This is a genomic window from Sinomonas sp. ASV486, assembly GCF_030908215.1.
GTDB classification, from domain to species: Bacteria; Actinomycetota; Actinomycetes; order Actinomycetales; family Micrococcaceae; genus Sinomonas; species Sinomonas puerhi.
The window spans coordinates 145,795-162,213 of record NZ_JAVFJK010000002.1 but is presented as its reverse complement, the minus strand read 5'-3'; the positions used below and the strand labels follow the sequence as shown (position 1 = coordinate 162,213).

17 protein-coding genes are annotated in these 16,419 nt (G+C 70.5%); 8 read left to right on the top strand and 9 right to left on the bottom strand.

What is annotated here, in order from left to right:
* The first annotated feature begins 450 nt into the window (after positions 1–450).
* Complete coding sequence (locus RBS60_RS03465; protein ID WP_307956130.1) at positions 451–1,395, top strand: YafY family protein; 945 nt, start codon at positions 451–453, stop codon at positions 1,393–1,395.
* A 158-nt stretch (positions 1,396–1,553) separates the two neighbouring features.
* Here the strand turns inward: RBS60_RS03465 and RBS60_RS03460 are convergent, their stop codons facing one another.
* Both RBS60_RS03460 and RBS60_RS03455 read right to left on the bottom strand, forming a co-directional pair.
* Positions 1,554–2,738: a HipA domain-containing protein gene (locus RBS60_RS03460; RefSeq protein WP_307956129.1), complete on the bottom strand. Its 1,185-nt coding sequence runs from the start codon at positions 2,736–2,738 to the stop codon at positions 1,554–1,556.
* Positions 2,738–2,950: a helix-turn-helix domain-containing protein gene (locus RBS60_RS03455; protein WP_307956128.1), complete on the bottom strand. Its 213-nt coding sequence runs from the start codon at positions 2,948–2,950 to the stop codon at positions 2,738–2,740. Before RBS60_RS03455 ends, RBS60_RS03460 begins: the two co-directional genes overlap by 1 nt.
* Before the next feature lie 358 nt (positions 2,951–3,308).
* Between RBS60_RS03455 and RBS60_RS03450 the strand changes: the two genes are divergently transcribed.
* Positions 3,309–4,907: an AMP-binding protein gene (locus tag RBS60_RS03450; RefSeq protein ID WP_307956127.1), complete on the top strand. Its 1,599-nt coding sequence runs from the start codon at positions 3,309–3,311 to the stop codon at positions 4,905–4,907.
* Positions 4,908–5,003: 96 nt separating this feature from the next.
* Positions 5,004–5,303, top strand: coding sequence for a DUF4193 domain-containing protein (locus RBS60_RS03445; protein WP_307956126.1), 300 nt, complete (start codon positions 5,004–5,006; stop codon positions 5,301–5,303).
* Between the two features lie 67 nt (positions 5,304–5,370).
* Here RBS60_RS03445 and RBS60_RS03440 read toward each other — a convergent pair whose 3' ends face one another.
* Both RBS60_RS03440 and RBS60_RS03435 read right to left on the bottom strand, forming a co-directional pair.
* Positions 5,371–6,201: a hypothetical protein gene (locus tag RBS60_RS03440; RefSeq protein ID WP_307956125.1), complete on the bottom strand. Its 831-nt coding sequence runs from the start codon at positions 6,199–6,201 to the stop codon at positions 5,371–5,373.
* Between the two features lie 116 nt (positions 6,202–6,317).
* The gene (locus RBS60_RS03435; protein ID WP_307956124.1) at positions 6,318–7,097 is read right to left on the bottom strand and encodes a helix-turn-helix domain-containing protein; all 780 of its coding nucleotides are present in this window, start codon (positions 7,095–7,097) and stop codon (positions 6,318–6,320) included.
* Positions 7,098–7,211: 114 nt separating this feature from the next.
* On the opposite strand from RBS60_RS03435, the gene RBS60_RS03430 reads away from it, so the two are divergent.
* Positions 7,212–7,754, top strand: coding sequence for a VOC family protein (locus tag RBS60_RS03430; RefSeq protein ID WP_307956123.1), 543 nt, complete (start codon positions 7,212–7,214; stop codon positions 7,752–7,754).
* 22 nt (positions 7,755–7,776) lie between these two features.
* On the opposite strand, the gene RBS60_RS03425 is transcribed toward RBS60_RS03430, so the two are convergent.
* Both RBS60_RS03425 and RBS60_RS03420 read right to left on the bottom strand, forming a co-directional pair.
* Positions 7,777–8,058: a YciI family protein gene (locus RBS60_RS03425; protein ID WP_307956122.1), complete on the bottom strand. Its 282-nt coding sequence runs from the start codon at positions 8,056–8,058 to the stop codon at positions 7,777–7,779.
* A 26-nt stretch (positions 8,059–8,084) separates the two neighbouring features.
* Entirely contained in the window at positions 8,085–8,633 is a 549-nt protein-coding gene (locus RBS60_RS03420) for a carboxymuconolactone decarboxylase family protein (protein WP_307956121.1), read from the bottom strand.
* A 148-nt stretch (positions 8,634–8,781) separates the two neighbouring features.
* On the opposite strand from RBS60_RS03420, the gene RBS60_RS03415 reads away from it, so the two are divergent.
* Positions 8,782–9,441 carry an NAD(P)-binding domain-containing protein gene (locus tag RBS60_RS03415; RefSeq protein ID WP_307956120.1) on the top strand — a complete coding sequence of 220 codons (660 nt, stop codon included), beginning with the start codon at positions 8,782–8,784 and terminating at the stop codon, positions 9,439–9,441.
* 72 nt (positions 9,442–9,513) lie between these two features.
* Here the strand turns inward: RBS60_RS03415 and RBS60_RS03410 are convergent, their stop codons facing one another.
* Positions 9,514–10,584, bottom strand: coding sequence for an alpha/beta hydrolase (locus RBS60_RS03410; protein ID WP_307956119.1), 1,071 nt, complete (start codon positions 10,582–10,584; stop codon positions 9,514–9,516).
* 32 nt (positions 10,585–10,616) lie between these two features.
* On the bottom strand, positions 10,617–11,108 hold the full coding sequence (locus tag RBS60_RS03405; RefSeq protein ID WP_307956118.1) for a 2'-5' RNA ligase family protein: 492 nt from the start codon (positions 11,106–11,108) through the stop codon (positions 10,617–10,619).
* Positions 11,109–11,151: 43 nt separating this feature from the next.
* Between RBS60_RS03405 and RBS60_RS03400 the strand changes: the two genes are divergently transcribed.
* From RBS60_RS03400 to RBS60_RS03390, 3 genes are all read left to right on the top strand, one after another.
* Positions 11,152–12,120: an NAD(P)-dependent oxidoreductase gene (locus RBS60_RS03400; RefSeq protein WP_307956117.1), complete on the top strand. Its 969-nt coding sequence runs from the start codon at positions 11,152–11,154 to the stop codon at positions 12,118–12,120.
* Positions 12,121–12,229: 109 nt separating this feature from the next.
* Positions 12,230–13,954: an APC family permease gene (locus tag RBS60_RS03395; RefSeq protein ID WP_307956116.1), complete on the top strand. Its 1,725-nt coding sequence runs from the start codon at positions 12,230–12,232 to the stop codon at positions 13,952–13,954.
* A 57-nt stretch (positions 13,955–14,011) separates the two neighbouring features.
* Positions 14,012–14,875 (top strand): CoA transferase, encoded by an 864-nt coding sequence (locus tag RBS60_RS03390; RefSeq protein ID WP_307956115.1) that lies wholly within the window; start codon positions 14,012–14,014, stop codon positions 14,873–14,875.
* Between the two features lie 27 nt (positions 14,876–14,902).
* Here RBS60_RS03390 and RBS60_RS03385 read toward each other — a convergent pair whose 3' ends face one another.
* Entirely contained in the window at positions 14,903–16,390 is a 1,488-nt protein-coding gene (locus RBS60_RS03385; protein WP_307956114.1) for a multicopper oxidase domain-containing protein, read from the bottom strand.
* Between the last annotated feature and the right edge of the window lie 29 nt (positions 16,391–16,419).

The following is a 16,419-nucleotide window of genomic DNA, read 5'->3' as shown; positions in this document are numbered from 1 at the left end:
GGGTCCACGTGCAGATGCACGCACTGTTGCTGTTGCCGTTGCGGCGGTGCTCATCGTGTGCCGTCCCTTGTGCTCGAGGTTTCCCGCCGCCGCGTGTTCGGCCCCGGGCAGCACCGCGCCGGCCAGCAGCGCAGGCGCGTGTCTTGGGTGGATTCCCCCTGTGCTGGTTAGGACGGTGCTGGAGCGTGCTGTGCTGGTGCGTGCAGTTGTGGTGCGCTCGCGGTCTACCCGGCGCGCAACCCCACGTGATGCCATGGCCTTCAACCTTTCGTTCTGCTGTCCCAGATCCAGTCTCGTCTTGCGCTAGGACAGGATCGGTCCTCTGTCTAGACGCGATATATCGTGTTTGAAAATCAAGATATATCGCGACTTTCGTGGGCGCAAGAGTAGTGTCCGAAGATCCGCTCCTGCGGACAGCACCTGTCCGCAATCCTGAGTCATGATGGAGGGGTGAACGACACAACCCAGCGCGTGCTGAGCCTCCTCAACCTGCTGCAGTCGCGCCCGGTGTGGACGGGTGCGGAGCTGGCCGAGCGGCTTGGAGTGACGACGCGCAGCATCCGCCGCGACGTCGAGCGCCTGCGCGAGCTCGGCTACCCCGTGCGCGCCGAGCACGGCACGGGTGGCGGGTACCAGCTGGGTGCAGGCAAGGCGCTTCCACCGCTCCTGCTCGACGACGAGGAGGCGGTTGCCGTCGCCGTCAGCCTGCGCCTCGCCGCCGGCGGCACGGTCACGGGGCTGGGCGAGGCGGCCGTCCGCTCACTCGCCAAGCTCGACCAGGTGCTGCCCGCGCGCCTGCGCAGCGAGGTCAAAGGCGTCATCGACGCGACCGTGAGCCTCGACGGCCCGGTCACCCCGGTCGACGCCGACATCCTCGTGGCCCTCGCCCGCGCTGTCCGAACCCCCGAGCGGGCAACGTTCGACTACACCAAGCCCGGCGGAGAGCGCTCCGAACGGCGGGTGGAGCCCTACCGGCTGGTGGCTGCAGCACGGCGCTGGTACCTCATGGCCTGGGACCTCGACCGCGAGGACTGGCGCACGTTCCGACTCGACCGGATGGTGGCCGCCCGGGGCACCGGGTGGCGGTTCAAGCCGCGGGACGCCCCGGACGCCGTCGAATACGTCCAGTCCTCCATCACCCAGGCGCCCTACCAGTTCGTTGCAAAGGTCCGCATCTATGCCCCGGCCCACCAGGTCGCCGAGCGCGTCCCCCCGACGATGGCGGTCGTGGAGCCCGACGGCGAGGCCTCGATCCTCACGGCAGGTGCCGACAATCTCGACTACGTCGCCTACCACGTGGTGCGACTCGGCTGGCCTGTGACGGTGATCGAGCCGCCCGAGCTGCGCGAGGCCATGCGCGAGCTCGCGGAGAGGCTGACGGCGGCAGGGGCGTAGCAGCGCGCCCGCCCGCGATCCCTGCCCGCGATCCCTGCCCGCGACAAGGTGTCCCCCCGGCGTTGCGGGGTCTCTGGCAGGCTGTTGTGGGGTCTCTGGCGGGGCGATGCGGGGTCTCTGGCGGGGTGTTGGGGGGTCTCTGGCGGAGCCCGGTGCGGTCACTCGAGCTCGGACCGCCGCTGCCGGAGCTCCCGGAGCGCCCGGTTGAGGGGCGAGCCCGTGAACGGCAGCTCGCTCAGGTCCGCGCGCGCGGCGGCCCCGAGCGCGAGGGCCCGCGCGGATGCGGCGGCCTTGGCGGGCAGGCGGACCGCGTCGGCGAACTCGGCCCAGTGCCGTGCCCGGATCCCTCTCGTGCGGCCCGCGATCGGCAGCGCCATCGTCATGTCGCCGTAGAGGACGGTGCTCGGGAGATCGAACATCGGGGCCACAGCCGCGTGCCCGCGCGCGTCGGTCAGGACGGCCACGTTCTTCGCGTGCAGGTCGCCGTTGCCCGTGAGCCACGCGAAGAGGAACTGGAGATAGAGGTTCCTCACGGCAACCGCCGGGGCCCGGCACACGCTGGCCACTCCAGCGACGAGCTCCTCCGCGGCGACCGAGTACTTCGCGGCCGGCAGGACACCCAGGAGCTGTGCCCCGTCTTCGAGCTCGAGACGACGCCACGCGCCGTCGTCCTTCACCCGATCGAAGCGGGAGACGAGAAGCCCTGGCGCTCCGTGGGTGTCGCGGACCACGTGGGCGGACGCCACCGGGACCCTCAGCCCGCGTGCTGCGGCCAGATGGAGCGCCTCATTGAGCACGAGGTGTGGGGTGCCGGGCGGATCGAGCTTGAGGATCCAGCGGTGCCCGGCCGAGGCGACGGGCGCGGAGAGCATCGAGGCGCTGACCTTGTCCTGCACTCCGGGCAGGCCGTGCAAGTCGAGCGCGTCGGCGAGGGTCGAGAAGTCGACCGCCTCGTGGTCGAGGTCGGCGAGCGGCTGCGGCTCGGCGGGGAGGGTTCGCGCCGGCACCACCTGTACGTCGCCCGGCACTTCGGAGCCGACGGCGAGCAGGAGGGTGAGCTCGTCGTCGAGGCTCGTCTTGGCTGCCGAGCGCAGCACCGTCAGCCGGTGGCCCTCCGGGAGGAGGCCCGCGAAGAACGCCGGCAGCCCGTGGAGAGGCCCCACCGCCTCGGGTCCTACGGGGAGGGTGCGCGCCACGGGCCGTCCGCCTGAGCCGATGTACTCCTCGCGATACGCGAAATGGATCCTGGCCCTCTCGTCGCGCCAGAGTCGACCGGCGAGGGTGCCGCCCTTGTAGACGTCGGCCTCGGTGACGAAGCGCAGGGCCGAGAAGTCGTGCGACATCAGCTGGCCCCCAGCGTGAGTCCGACGGCCGCGGCGGCCGCGGCGACGGACCCGATGCTCGGGCTCGGCGAGCCGCCCTCGATATCCCGGACGGTGCGCTCCGAGAGGCCAGCGAGCTCCGCAAGGGTTGTCTGGGTGATGCCGGCCTCCTTGCGCGCGGTGCGGATGGCCGCACCCGTGGCCCGCACCGCCGCCCCCGCCGAGTTGTCCATGCGAACTCCCTGTGCTTTCAGAACGGCAGGATCCTGCCGATCGGCTAGTCCTTGGCACCATTGTCCGGCGTTTTCGCGCAATTCGGCAAGATTCTGCCGATTCGCAGGTTGCGATGCCCATCAGGGCCGTCGCTGGCGAAAAACGGCAGGATTCTGCCGGTCCTTGGCAGGTTCAATCGGCCAGTGCTGCTCGGCGCATCGGTTGGCGGTCGCCGGTGCGTGCTCATGAGGGCCCGTACCCTCGATTACCGGCAGGTAACAATCGGCTGGACCCCTTGCCCCCGCCCCGCGCCTACCGGACCATGGCTCACAACGGTGCGTCCCCGTGTCGTGCGCGCAGATTCGAAGGAGACCCCGCATGTTCACGAGCCCATACCCCGATGTCGAGATCCCCGAGTCCACTCTCTATGAGTGCCTGTTCGGTGGGATCGCCGAGGAGGATCTGAACCGGGTGGCGATCGTGGACGGCGTGAGCGGGGCCACCACCACCTACCGCGAGCTCATCGGGCGCATCAATGCCCTCGCGGGCTGGCTCGCGGGGCAGGGAGTCGGCCCCGGCGTGACGCTCGCGATCCTGTGCCCCAACGTGCCGGCATTCCCCGTCGTCTTCCACGGGATCCTGCGAGCTGGCGCCGTCGTCACGACGGTCAACTCCCTCTACACGGGCGAGGAGATCGCCAAGCAGCTCATCGATGCCAGCGCCTCCTGGCTGTTCACCATCTCGCCCTTCCTGGATCGGGCGGAGCCGGCCGCCGCCGCGGCGGGGATCCCGCCGGAGCGGATCGTGGTGCTCGACGGCGGCCCCTCGCCGTCCGGGGCCGCCCACCCCGCACTGGTGGAGGCGCTGGCCGCCGGGCTGCCCGCGCCGGACGTGCAGGTCGATCCGCACGCGGTGGCCGTACTGCCGTACTCGTCCGGGACGTCCGGCACGCCGAAGGGCGTCATGCTCAGCCACTACAACCTCGTGGCGAACGTGGCACAAGGCCGTCCGCTGCTCGGGGTCACGGAAGAGGACCCGCTCCTGGCCGTACTGCCGTTCTTCCACATCTACGGCCTGACGATGCTGGTCAATGCGGCTTTTCTCAACCGCGCCCGGCTCGTGACGATGCCCAAGTTCGATCTGGCCGAGTTCCTGCGCATCACGCAGGAACATCGCTGCACCTATCTGTTCATCGCCCCGCCCATCGCGGTGGCCCTGGCGAAACACCCGCTCGTGGACCAGTACGACCTCTCGAGCGTGCGCGTGACGTTCTCTGGTGCGGCGCCACTGGATGCTGACCTCGGCGCGGCGGTCGCTGCCCGCCTCGGATGCGTCATGATGCAGGGCTACGGTATGACCGAGATGAGCCCCGCGTCGCACATCATGCCCCTGGCGGAGGCAGGCCGCCTCCCCGTGAGCTCGGTGGGGTTCACCCTCCCCAACACCGAGTGCAAGATCCTGGACCCGGCCACCGACGAGGAGATCCCGCTGCCTGCCGAAGGGGCGAGCGCCCCGGGCCAGCTTCTCGTCAGGGGTCCGCAGAACATGATCGGCTACCTCAACCGGCCAGACGCCACGGCGGCGACCATCGATCCGGACGGCTTCCTCCGCACCGGTGACATCGCGACCGTGACCGCGGAAGGCGTCGTGACGATCGTCGATCGGCTCAAGGAGCTCATCAAGTACAAGGGCTATCAGATCGCCCCCGCGGAGCTCGAGGCCCTGTTGCTCACGCATCCGCAGATCGCGGATGCCGCGGTGATCGGGGTGAAGGCGGACGACGGCGAGGAGGTACCGAAGGCGTTCGTCGTCACTCAGGCTGGGGCTTCTTTGGCGGCGGAGGACGTCATGGCGTTCGTGGCCGAGCGCGTGGCGCCCTTCAAGAAGGTCCGGGTGGTCGAGTTCATCGACGCGATCCCCAAGTCCTCCTCGGGCAAGATCCTGCGCCGGGAGCTCCGCGCGGCGGCCCGAGGGTAAGGGGCCGGGCGGCTCCTTCGCGGTCGGCCCGTTTCCACCTCTGCCGGGGGGAGCTGTAGGATCGGGCGCTCACCTTAGTGAAGGAGGCCCAGAGCAATGGCAGTTGACTATGACCAGCCCAGGAATCGGGAAGAGGAACAAGAAGAGTCGCTGGAGGTGCTCAAGCCGGCCGGCAGAGACGCGGCTCGGGCTGCCGTCCTCGAGCTCGACGACAACGATACGGCCGAGGGCATAGACCTCCCCGGGGCCGACCTGTCAGGTTTGGAGCTGACAATCCAGGTCGTGCCCGTTCAGGAGAACGAGTTTGTGTGCGCGTCCTGCTTCCTCGTGCGCCACCGCAGCCAGAGGGCCCTCGAGCGTCATGGTGAGACATACTGCACCGATTGCGAAGGATGAGCTGAATCGATGTGGTGAGCTGCCGGGCGTGGCCACTCGAGCGACACACGATTCGTCGCGGGCCTCCTCAGCCCTCGCCCACCGCAGCTCCCGCCAGGTACGCCGGGAATCGCCAGCCCGCGAAGAACCCGAGCGCTACGATCCAGCTCGTCTCGACCTCGGCGTCGGCGGGTGGCCCGGCGGCCGTCATCGACTCGGCGAAGGCGCCGAGCCGGTCTGCTAGTCGGTTGAGCCGACGTGCCGCGGCCGGGAGGCCAGCGGCAGGGTCGGCGTCGTCGGCGCGGCCCGCGCGGAGCGCTTCGGCGAGGTGCAGTCGGCACAGCCACGCGCCGTCGTCCACGCCGCCGCCCCGCCCGTTCCCGCCGTCCCCCGCGCCCGCCAACCGCCCAAGGCACGCCGGGCACGCGAGAGGCTCCCACGTGTCCAGCGTGGCCGAGCACCAATGCCGAGTGTGACGCGCGAGGTTCGCCTCGGCGGCAAGCGCCACGCTGTTCGAGTTCGCGTAGCCGATGGCGAGCCCCTCGCGTGCGGGGGCGGCGAGCTGCGTGCACAGGTAGCACGGGCGGGAGGGCAGGAGCGCGGCGTCGGGGCGCCGGCCCCACGCGCGTCCCCGGGCGAGCCGGGACGCGGCCTCGCGGCAGAGGTCCTCGTACAGCACGCTCACGTCGAAGGGCTGGTGGCCGCCGCGCGCGCCGACCCCAGATTCCCACAGCTCGACCTCCACGACCGCGTACGCCCATGTGTGCCGAGGACAGAAGCCGAGCGAGGCGCGCAGCCAGGTCCGCATCGGTGCGCTCATGATGTCGCCGTGCACGAAGGACCACAGGAGGCGCACCTCCTCGGTGGCCAGCAGTAGGGGAGCACCGGGAAGCGGAAGCTCAGGCACGGATCCGGCCATGCCCGCCTCCTCCCGGACGCTGGATGAGGCGACTGTACTCCCGAAGCTGGGAAGGGGGCACCGGAGTGGGCACCGCGATCCTGCCGCACCTTCGGCGTAGGGCGTGCCGCCGCTTCTCAGCGACCCGCATACTCGCGCGGCGTCATGCCGAGCACTGCGCGGAAGTCCCGCGTGAGGTGCGGCTGGTCGGCGTAGCCGAGCTCCTGTGCGAGATCGGCGAGCGGGGCCTGCGGCTCGGCGCGCAGCCGTTCGGCTGCCATCTGGATCCGCCGGCGCCGCATGATCGCCGCCGGCGTCGGGCCGAAGTAGTCGGCCGCGAGCCGCTCGAGGGTGCGCACGGACGCGCCCATCGCGGCCGCGAGGTCCGGCACCCGCAGCAGCCCGGGCTCCGAGTCGGCGAGCTCGGCCATGCGGTTCGCCTCGAGCCCCCTCGGATCGGCGGCTGGCATCCGTTCCACGATCCAGCGCACGACGGCGTCGCTCGCCTCGGCGTGCCGGGTCGCCGCCCGCTCCGGCGAGTCCATCGAACGCGTGACGGCGGCGCGCAGCGCAGGCGCGTCGATCTCGCGCTCGGAGTTCGCGAAACCCGCAGGACGATCGGTGAAGAGTGGCGTGGCCGCCGGTCTGAGCAGGGCACCCACGGCCCAACCGCGGCCCTCGAGCGTCCGGAACGAGACCGCCGTCGTGGGTCCGTAGACGGCGAGCCTGCCGGGCTGGGCGACCATGTTGAGCGCCGGGTAGCTCAGGGCGGTCTGGCGCAGGGCAACGCCGGGCGGGAGGTCCCACTCGACGATCCAGATGTGCTGCACGGCGTGGTCGGCCCAGTCCGGCGGGGCGATCCTCGTGATCGGCGAGCGCGGATCCGGGGTCAGCTCGCCGCGGGATGTCGGCTTCACAGAGGTCAGCCTAGGCGGTGCTGAGGCGGAACGGCCGCCTGGCGGGAAGGGCCCGGGAGGGAGTGGCGCGAATGTTCAAGAGCTGCGGACGGCGGCGGGGCTAGCGTGGCGGACATGAGCGAAGAGACCCAGACCGCGACCGGCCAGCACCTCACCCAGCCAGCGAACGGCGAGCACACTGTCAACGGCATGCCGCGCGGCTCGACCTCCCTGACGCCGTTCATCGTGGTGGACGGGGCAGACACAGCGATCCGCTTCTACGGGACGGTGTTCGGGGCGCGGCTCCTGTCCCGCACGGACTTCCCCGGGCCGGCTGGCACGCCGATCGTTGCGCATGCCGTCCTCGACTTCGGCACCGGCCGGCTCGAGCTCGGCGACTCGAACCCGCAGTACCACCTCGTGCTCCCGCCCGCGGGAGAGGACGATTGCCTCTCGCTCGCGGTGTACGTGCCGGACGTCGATGCCGCCGTCGAGCGAGCCGTCGCCGCGGGGGCCACGGTGCGCGAGCCCGCGACGAACTTCGTCTCAGGGGACCGCTACGCGAGCATCAGGGATCCGTTCGGCATCCGGTGGTCGGTGATGACCCGCGTCGAGGATCTCTCCGACGAGGAGGTCAAGGCCCGCATCGACGCATGGGCCGCCTCGATGGGCGGCTGACGCCGTGGTGGTTCAGCGCCGCTCAGGCTTCGGGAAACCGCACCGGGTCCCAGTCGAGGACGTGGGCCTCTGCGAGGCCCTCGGTCACAAAGGGGTCGGACGCCACGAAGCGCTCCGCATCCTCGCGATTCGTGAACAGGCCCATCGAGCCGGCGACCGGGTTGGGCGGGAAGGGCCCGAGCGCAACGAGCCCGCCGCCGTCGGCCTTGAACGCCTCGTAGTAGGCCTTGTGCCGCGGATACACCTCGAGGACCTGGGCGCGCTCCGCGCCCTGTCGCATGCTGTAGAGGACTACGCATTCCATGCCCGGATCATAGCCTCCCGGGAGCCCTACTCCGGCAGCGCCGGTGCGGCGGGGAAGTCGAACTCGGTGCGCGCGTAGCGGTTGAAGTAGTTGTTGAAGATGTTGCCCATGATGTGGGCGAAGGCCTCGACGAGGTCCTGCTCCGTCCATCCCGCGTCGAGGGCCGCCTGCCACACGTCGTCGGGAACGTCTCCCGTGTTCGACGACGCGCTGCGGACGAGCGCCGTCATGGCCGCGGTCTTCGGGTCCCATGTGACCTTCCCGGCGCGGATCGCAAGCATCTCCTCGTCGGTCCATCCGGCGCGACGGGCGGTGCGGGTATGGGAGGCCTCGCAGTACTCGCAGTTGTTCTCGTTGGCCATCGCGAGCGCGATGGCCTCACGGGTCTTCGCGTCGAACGTGCCGTGGTCCTTGAGGGCCTTGGTCTTGCCGAGGTAGATCTCGAAGATGGCCTGATTGTCGGCGAGCTCGCCCAGCATGTGGCTCAGGCGGCCCACGCCTCCGGCGATCTGGTTGACCCCGTTCTGGGCTTCGGCGGGGAGGTCTTCGCGGGTGTGCTCTGGAATGCGCGGCATGGGGTCAGCATTCCATGCCGCGCGGTGATTGGGGAGGGCCCGAGGGCCTCGCACGGCTCGGCATCTGGCCTGCCCGGAATGCCACGCGACCCTCCCGCGTTGAAGATTCCGATAGAGTAGTTGACGAATCAACTTCAGGGAGAGCTGGATGGAGCACCGCATCAGGAGCGTCGGCATTCTCGGGGCGGGCCGGGTCGGGACGGCCGTGGCCCGCGAGGCCGTCAAGGCGGGGTACGAGGTCCGGATCGCCACGGCCAAGCCCGTCGAGGACATCGCGCTGATCGTCGAGATCATCACCCCGGGCGCAGTCGCGGTCACGGCCGCCGAGGCCGCCGCATCGGCCCTCGTGGTCCTCGCCCTCCCGCTGCACAAGTTCCGCTCGCTCGATCCCGCCGCGCTCGCCGACCGTGTGGTCATCGATGCCATGAACTACTGGGAGCCCACCGACGGCGCGATGCCCGAGATGCACGCTGGCCGCGGCACATCCGAGGTGGTCCAGGACTTCCTCGCGGCCGCGCACGTGGTCAAGACGCTCAACCACATCGGGTACCACGAACTCGAGTCGGATGGGCGCCCCGCCGGCGCCGCGGACCGGCGCGCGCTCGCCGCGGCCGGTGACGATGAAGAAGCCCGCGCCGTCGTGCTCGCCTTCATCGAATCGCTCGGCTATGACGCGGTCGACGCAGGGCCTCTCGCGGCCGGGCGCGCCTTCGAGCCGGGCACGGCGGTCTTCGCCGGGGCGCACGACGCCGCGCGGCTGGGTGAGGCGCTCGGGCGCGCGTGCGTGGGGGCGGCCGCCTCGGCCTGACTCGCGTGGTCGGGCCCTGGGCTGCGCTCACGCCGGGTTCGGCAGGGAGAGGCGGCCCTCGAGAGGCGGCCCTCAGCGGCCGGGGCTCGCCTCTTCCGCCCCGTCGGCTCCCGTCTTCGCCGCGAGGAATTCGAGGAGCCTGCTGCGGAAGACCTGGGCTGGCTCGGTGTCGAGGTTGAACTGGTACTCGTGGTCGAGTGCCGGAACATGGTCGGGCCAGAACACGGTCTCGGGCTCGAGGCCCGCGGCACGCATCGCTTCGTGGAGCCGCTCCGTGTGGGCGCGCAGAGGGTCCGCGTTGCCCACGGTGAGAAGCGTCGGCGGGAACGCCGGAGTGAGGAAGTCCGGGATCGACCACGCGGCGAAGGTGATGTCCCGGTTGAAGTTGCGCCGTCCTGAGTAGGACCACCCCGCCGCCCGGACCAGGATCGACTCGGCGAGGCCGCTCACGCCGAGCGTCAGGGAGAGGTCGAAGGTGCCGCAGGCCAGCACCAGGCCCCGGACCTGCTCGGCCGCGATCGTGGGCGGGATCCCCACGAGGCCGGCGTATCCCGGGGTCGTGGCGAGGGTACCGATCTGCGCCGCGATGTGGGCTCCTGCGGAATTGCCCGCGAGCACGATCCGATCGGGATCGAGGTGGAAGCTGGTCCTCTCGGCCTGCAGGAAGTCGAGGGCCCGCATGACCTGGCGGACCGGCACCGGGTAGCGGTACTTCGGTGCGAGCGCGTACCGGGGGGCCGCGACTGTGTAGCCGTGCGAGGCGATCATCTGGAAGTAGCCCGCGAGCTCGTCCTTGGATCCGCCCACGAAGCCGCCGCCGTGGACCCACAGGAGCAGCGGATGGGGTCCGTCGCCGTCGGCCGGGCGGAACACGTCGAGCAGCATGTCCGGCTCCGGTCCGTACCGGAGGTCCCTGAGGGCTTCGACGCCGACCGGTGCGTGCCGCATGAGCGACGCCGCCGTGCGCAGGCCAGACCTGCGGAACGTCTCCCGGATGAGGAACGCAGCGAGACGCGGAGTGACCAGCATGCTGGCCCGGACCCCGGCGCCCGCGGCCTCCAGTGCTCCCCTCCTGACGGCCGTGCTGACCGCCGCGCCCAGCGCGGGGCTCAACGTCGGTGCGTGCACCCGGATGGTTGCCATGGCACACTTTACCGCCGGAATTCGGGGCCGGACTATGGGCCTTTGGGCTCAACATCCAGCGCAGCGACCGCCACCACTGCGGGGCGCCCCTGGCCTGGTTCTGGGTGCATGTCGACGAGCGCGAGCTGCGCCAGGTGCAGCGGCTGGCCTTCTTCGGCGGCGCCGCGCCTCGTCGCCGTGATGTGCGCGCGGAAGCCATCCCCGGTGAAGTCGGGGCGGTGGAATGTGGGGACGTGGAGATCGAGGGCGTCGATGAACGACCGGTGCAGGGCCCGGATCGCAGGGGAGTCGACGAGCGCCACAGGAGTGTCGTGCCGGGGACCGAAGAGCTCGGCGGGACCGGCGGCGGCGTCGATCGGAGCGGTCCGCGCGGCGACTTCGCCCATGCCTGCCGCGAGCTGGGCCCTGCTGGCCCACGTTGCGAACACCGGCATGACGGTGATGTGTAGGGGCCAGTCCCGCACGGCGTAGCGCTCGCCCACGGCCATGGGCTCCAAGGGCAGGACGATCGCGAAGCGGTGCACGCTTCGATCCTAGGGTGAGCGTAGGCGTGGGTAATCTGGCCTCATGACCACCGAGCCTGAGACCTCCACGCCCGGCACCCCGCGGACGGCCGCCTCCCCTCTCCGGGTCGCGATCCACGGCGAGCCGATGCCCTTCCTGACCGCAGCGATCACAGCGGGAGGGGGCACCGTCGTCGGCCTCGAGGACGAGCCCGAGGTGCTGGTGCTCGACCACGGCAACCCCAAGCACGAGCTCCTTGATGCGCTCCACGACGCCTCGTCGATCCGCTGGGTCCAGCTGCCGTCCGCCGGCATCGAGTCCTACGCCGACGCGCTCGCCGCCTACCCGGACAAGGTCTGGACCAGCGCGAAGGGCGCCTACGCGAAGCCCGTCGCCGAGCATGCCCTCGCCCTCACCCTCGCCCTCCTGCGCCATCTGCCCGAGCGTGCCCGCGCCCGCTCGTGGGCCCCGGCGACCGGCACATCGCTGCACGGCCTGCGCGCCGTCGTGATCGGCGCCGGCGGCGTCGGGCTCGAGATCCTGCGCCTGTTCCGGGTGTTCGACGTCGAGGTCGACGTCGTGCGCCGCACCCTCGTCGCCGTTCCGGGCGCACGGCGCACGACGACGCCGGCCCACCTCGCCGAGCATCTGGCGGAGGCCGACGTCGTGGTCGTCGCCGCGGCGCTCACGGCGGACACCTCCAAGCTCATCGGCGCGCCCGAGCTCGCGCTCATGAAGCCGAGCGCGGTCCTGGTGAACATCGCGCGCGGCGGACTCGTCGACACGGACGCCGTGGTGGAGGCCCTGCGCGCCGGATCCATCGCCGGCGCGGCCCTCGATGTCACCGATCCCGAGCCCCTCCCCGACGGTCACCCGCTGTGGGACGAGCCGCATGCGCTCATCACGCCCCACGCGGCAGACACGCTCGAGATGATCCGTCCACTCCTCGGCGAGCGCGTGACAGAGAACCTCCGCCGCTTCGCCGCCAGCGCGGAGCTCGAGGGCCTCGTGGACGCGGCCGCGGGCTACTGACGCGGAAGGCCTGTTCCGCCCCTTTCCCTCCTACGGCCGCTGTCATATCTTCGGATGATCGGGGGCGGATCCCTGGATCCGCCGGGCTTCAACCGCAAGGGGCGTCGCGATGGCACACGAAGCTGTAACTCCCATACCGACCCACGGCGGGCACGCTCTCAAGCGCGTCGTCGGGTACTGGGGCCTGATGTTCGTCTCCCTTGGATCGATCATCGGATCCGGCTGGCTCCTCGGGGCCTTGGGCGCCGCGAAGTCGGCGGGCCCGGCGTCGATCGTCTCGTGGCTCATCGCCGCGGTCATGCTGATCGTGCTGGCCCTCATCCACGCCGATCTGGGCGCCGCGTACCCCGTGGCCGGCGGAACTGCCCGGTACCCGCACTACGCCTTCGGCGCGCTCGCGGGCTTCACCGCCGGCTGGGTCGGCTATCTGCAGGCTGTGGCGATCGCGCCGATCGAGGTCGAGGGGGCCATCACCTACCTCGAGTCGGCGCCGTGGGCCAAAGGCCTGGACATGGTCAACCCGGACTCGACCCTCACTCCGATCGGGCTCGTCATCGCGGCCGCGGCCCTCGCCGTGTTCACGGTGATCAACATCATGGGCGCCAAGTGGCTCTCCGACAGCAACATCGCGGTGGTGATCTGGAAGACCGCGGTGCCTGTCCTGGCCATCGTCGTCCTCATGTCCCTGTCCTTCCATCCCGGGAACTTCGGCCAGACAGGCGGCGGGTTCGCCCCTAACGGCTTCCACGGCATCTTCGCGGCACTGCCTCTCGGCGTGGTGTTCGCCCTGCAGGGCTTCGAGCAGGCCGCGCAGATGGCCGGCGAGGCCCGCAACCCGAAGAAGGACGTCGCGCGGGCCATCATCACGGCGATGATCATCGGGGCGGCCGTGTACATCTTCCTCGAGGTCGCGTTCATCGGCGCGGTCGACCCGGCCAATGTGGTCAATGGCTGGGACAACCCCCTCGGCGCCGGCGCGTTCGGCCCGTACTACGACCTCGCGCTCGCCGCTGGCGCGGGGTGGCTGGCGACCGTCCTGTTGATCGACGCAGTCGTCTCGCCGGCAGGCACTGGCCTCGTGTACATCGGAACCTCAGCCCGCATCTCGTACGCGCTCGGCGAGGACGATGCCCTGCCGCCGTGGCTCACGTCCGTGAGCAAGCGGGGGGTTCCGTTCGGGTCGATCCTGCTCGCGTTCGTCATCGGTCTCGTCGCGCTGTTGCCCTTCCCGAGCTGGCAGTCGCTCGTGGGTCTCATCACGGATGCGACGGCCATCATGTACGCCTTCGCGCCGGTCTCCCTCGAGGCGCTCATCCGCCGGCACGCGGGCCGCGCACACCCCTACCGGGTCCCTTGGCCCCAGGTCCTCACGCCGTTCGGCTTCGTGGCGGCGAACCTCATCATCTACTGGTCGGGCTTCGAGGCGATCTGGAAGATCCTCACCGCCATCCTCATCGGGCGGGTCATCTTCGAGATTGCGCTGCACCGGTCCAAGTCGCTGCGGTTCCGCAGGGACCTCGACTGGCGCGCGGCGTCGTGGATCTGGCCATGGCTCATCGGGCTCGTCGTCCTGGGGCTCCTCGGCCGGTACGGCAACGGGTCGCTGAACATCCTCCCCGAGTGGGTCGACATCCTGTTCGTCGTCGCGTTCGCACTGCTGATCTTCTACTATGCGGTGAGCCTCTCGATGAGTCCCGAGGACATCGCAGTGGCGGTGGGCGAGGATGAGTTCGAGTTCGAGGCGGTCGACAGCGCAGTCTCCTCAGACACCGCAGGCGCCGCAGATGAGAAGCGCCGCGGGGCGCCCGGGGTGGGGGATCGACCGAAGGGCTGACGCCGCTCCCGTCAACCGATCGGAGCGCTACGAGGTGGTCCGACGTCAGGAGGCCGGATGTCCGCTCGCGTGCTGTCTGGCATCACGGTGGTCTCCCTTGCCGTCAACATCCCGGGCCCGCTCGCGGCCTCGAGGCTCGCCGAGCTCGGAGCCAGGGTCATCAAGGTCGAACCTCCGCAGGGCGATCCCCTCAGGAGCGCGGCGCCGACGTGGTACGCCGAGCTCGTCGCGGGCCAGAAGATCGTCTCGCTGGACCTGAAGGACCCTTCCGGCCGTTCCCGCCTCGACAGCCTGCTCGATGACGCAGACCTACTGCTCACCGCGATGCGTCCCTCGGCGCTTGACCGTCTCGGCCTTGCCGAGGCTGCTCTGAGTCGCGGCGTGGCGCTCATCGAGATCGTGGGGCACGACGGCGCGCACGCCGAGCAGCCCGGGCACGATCTGACCTATCAGGCGGCTTGCGGCACGCTCCTCCCGCCCGCCCTGCCCCTCGTGCCGATCGCGGACATGCTGGGCGCCGAACGGGCCGTGGTTGCCACGCTGGCCGCGCTCCGCCTGCGCGACCACGGCGTGCGGGAGGTGCGTGAACGCGTGGTCCTCGAGTCGGCGGCGTGGGCCGCCGCGAGCGCCGTGCGACACGGCCTGACCTCACCCGGCGCCGTCTTGGGCGGAGCCGAGGCCGCGTACGGCATCTACGCGGCGTCGGACGGATTCATCGCGGTCGCCGCGCTGGAACCGCACTTCGCCCGGCGGCTCGCGGTGCACGTCGGCGGGACTCGTGACGAGCTTGCCCGCGCGTTCGCAGCGCGTCCCGCGGCCTACTGGGAGGCTCTGGGAAAAGCCCACGACCTTCCCCTCGTCGCGGTCCGCGAGCCAGCGGCTGCCCTCGATCCGCGCGGCCCGATCGTCACCGAAGACTAGACGGTGACGGCCGACGCCGAGGGCGCCTCAGCCGTGCTGGTGTGCGCTGGGCGTCGCTGCTCCGCCCGCTGCCGAGGGATCGACGACGGTGAACTGCCCCATCATGCCCTCGTCCTCGTGGGTGAGCAGGTGGCAGTGATACATGTACGGGTGCTCGGGGTCCGACCATTGCGGCATCCGGAGGGCGATCCGGTTCTGTTCGCGCGGCAGGAGCGGGATCGTGTCCTTCCACCCCGCCCGCTCGGGCGGCGGCTGCTTGCCGTCGATGTCCACGAGCCGGAACTGGACGCCATGGATGTGCAGATTGTGCTGGTAGGCGCTGACATTGTCGACGAACCACACCTCGGACCCACCGGGCACGGCCGTGAAGTCGGTCCGGGTCATGTCCGTGGTCTTGTTGTTGATCGTCCGGCCGTTGAACGTGAAGGAGCGCGAGACCGCCGTCGTCGTTCCGGCAGGCGCGGGCAGCTCGGTGAACGCCGCGGGCAGAGCGGGCGACGGCGCGAGGCTCGCGGCCGCGTCGAGCCGCACGACGTCGAACTCCTTCCCTCCGCCGAAGGCCTCCGGGGGATTGACCCGGCCCAGATCAGGTGCGAACGAACGCAGCATGACGGACTCGCCGGCCTTGAGCTCCACGACGACCTCGGCCCGTTCCGCGGGCGAGAGCTGGACGGCGTCGAGCTCGAGCGGCGCGGCGAGCAGCCCGCCGTCGGACGCGACCATGTGGAACTTCCGCCGATCCGCGAAGCCGAACGTGAACCACCGGCCCGCGCTCGCGTTGAGGATCCGAAGCCGCACGCGCTGCGTCGTGACGGGCAGGACCGCGCCGAGCGTGCCGTTCGCGGCGATCGAGTTGCCGAGGGTACCCAGGGAGTTGCCGGAGGGGTCGAAGGTGAGCTTGCCGTTCGCGTCGAGGCGGCGGTCCTGGACCACGAGCGGGATGTCATCGACGCCGTAGTCCTGGGGAAGGCCGGCCTGCGGCCCTTCATCGACGAAGAACAGCCCCGCGAGCCCGTAGGAGACCTGCTTCTCGGTGTTCCCGTGCGGGTGGGGGTGGTACCAGAGGGTCGCTGCGGGCTGATCGATGGTCCACTCGGGCGATGTGGAGGCGCCCGGGTCGATCATGGCGTGCGGTCCGCCGTCCTGCGCGGCCGGCAGCATCATCCCGTGGAAGTGGAGGGTCGTGGCGTCCGGCAGCCTGTTCTCGGCGAGAACCCTGACCTTCTCGCCGCGGGAGGCCCTCAGCGTGGGGCCGAGGTAGGCGCCGTTGTAGCCCATCGATTCGGCGGGCTTGCCGGGGACGAACTCATGGGTGCCGGGCTGCGCGGCGAGCCTGAACGTGCGTACGCCGTTCTCCACGGTGCCCGCGTCCAGCGGCGGGATGGGCAGTCTTGTTCCGAACGCGACGCTCGGCACGTCCTCGGAGGCTGCGCAGCCGGCCAGTGACGAGGCCAGTGGCACGAGGAAGACGGCGGCCGTGGAGGCGCGGAGGAACAGGCGGCGGGTCACAGGCACGCCTTCTAGCGTAGGCCTTTCGGCTGGGA

Excerpts from the sequence above, each read along its gene's own strand:
- RBS60_RS03460 (WP_307956129.1), bottom strand. The coding sequence starts at position 2,738 with ATGTCGCACGACTTCTCGGCCCTGCGCTTCGTCACCGAGGCCGACGTC.
- RBS60_RS03455 (WP_307956128.1), bottom strand. The coding sequence starts at position 2,950 with ATGGACAACTCGGCGGGGGCGGCGGTGCGGGCCACGGGTGCGGCCATC.
- RBS60_RS03450 (WP_307956127.1), top strand. The coding sequence starts at position 3,309 with ATGTTCACGAGCCCATACCCCGATGTCGAGATCCCCGAGTCCACTCTC.
- RBS60_RS03445 (WP_307956126.1), top strand. The coding sequence starts at position 5,004 with ATGGCAGTTGACTATGACCAGCCCAGGAATCGGGAAGAGGAACAAGAA.
- RBS60_RS03440 (WP_307956125.1), bottom strand. The coding sequence starts at position 6,201 with ATGGCCGGATCCGTGCCTGAGCTTCCGCTTCCCGGTGCTCCCCTACTG.
- RBS60_RS03430 (WP_307956123.1), top strand. The coding sequence starts at position 7,212 with ATGAGCGAAGAGACCCAGACCGCGACCGGCCAGCACCTCACCCAGCCA.
- RBS60_RS03425 (WP_307956122.1), bottom strand. The coding sequence starts at position 8,058 with ATGGAATGCGTAGTCCTCTACAGCATGCGACAGGGCGCGGAGCGCGCC.
- RBS60_RS03420 (WP_307956121.1), bottom strand. The coding sequence starts at position 8,633 with ATGCCGCGCATTCCAGAGCACACCCGCGAAGACCTCCCCGCCGAAGCC.
- RBS60_RS03415 (WP_307956120.1), top strand. The coding sequence starts at position 8,782 with ATGGAGCACCGCATCAGGAGCGTCGGCATTCTCGGGGCGGGCCGGGTC.
- RBS60_RS03410 (WP_307956119.1), bottom strand. The coding sequence starts at position 10,584 with ATGGCAACCATCCGGGTGCACGCACCGACGTTGAGCCCCGCGCTGGGC.
- RBS60_RS03400 (WP_307956117.1), top strand. The coding sequence starts at position 11,152 with ATGACCACCGAGCCTGAGACCTCCACGCCCGGCACCCCGCGGACGGCC.
- RBS60_RS03395 (WP_307956116.1), top strand. The coding sequence starts at position 12,230 with ATGGCACACGAAGCTGTAACTCCCATACCGACCCACGGCGGGCACGCT.
- RBS60_RS03390 (WP_307956115.1), top strand. The coding sequence starts at position 14,012 with ATGTCCGCTCGCGTGCTGTCTGGCATCACGGTGGTCTCCCTTGCCGTC.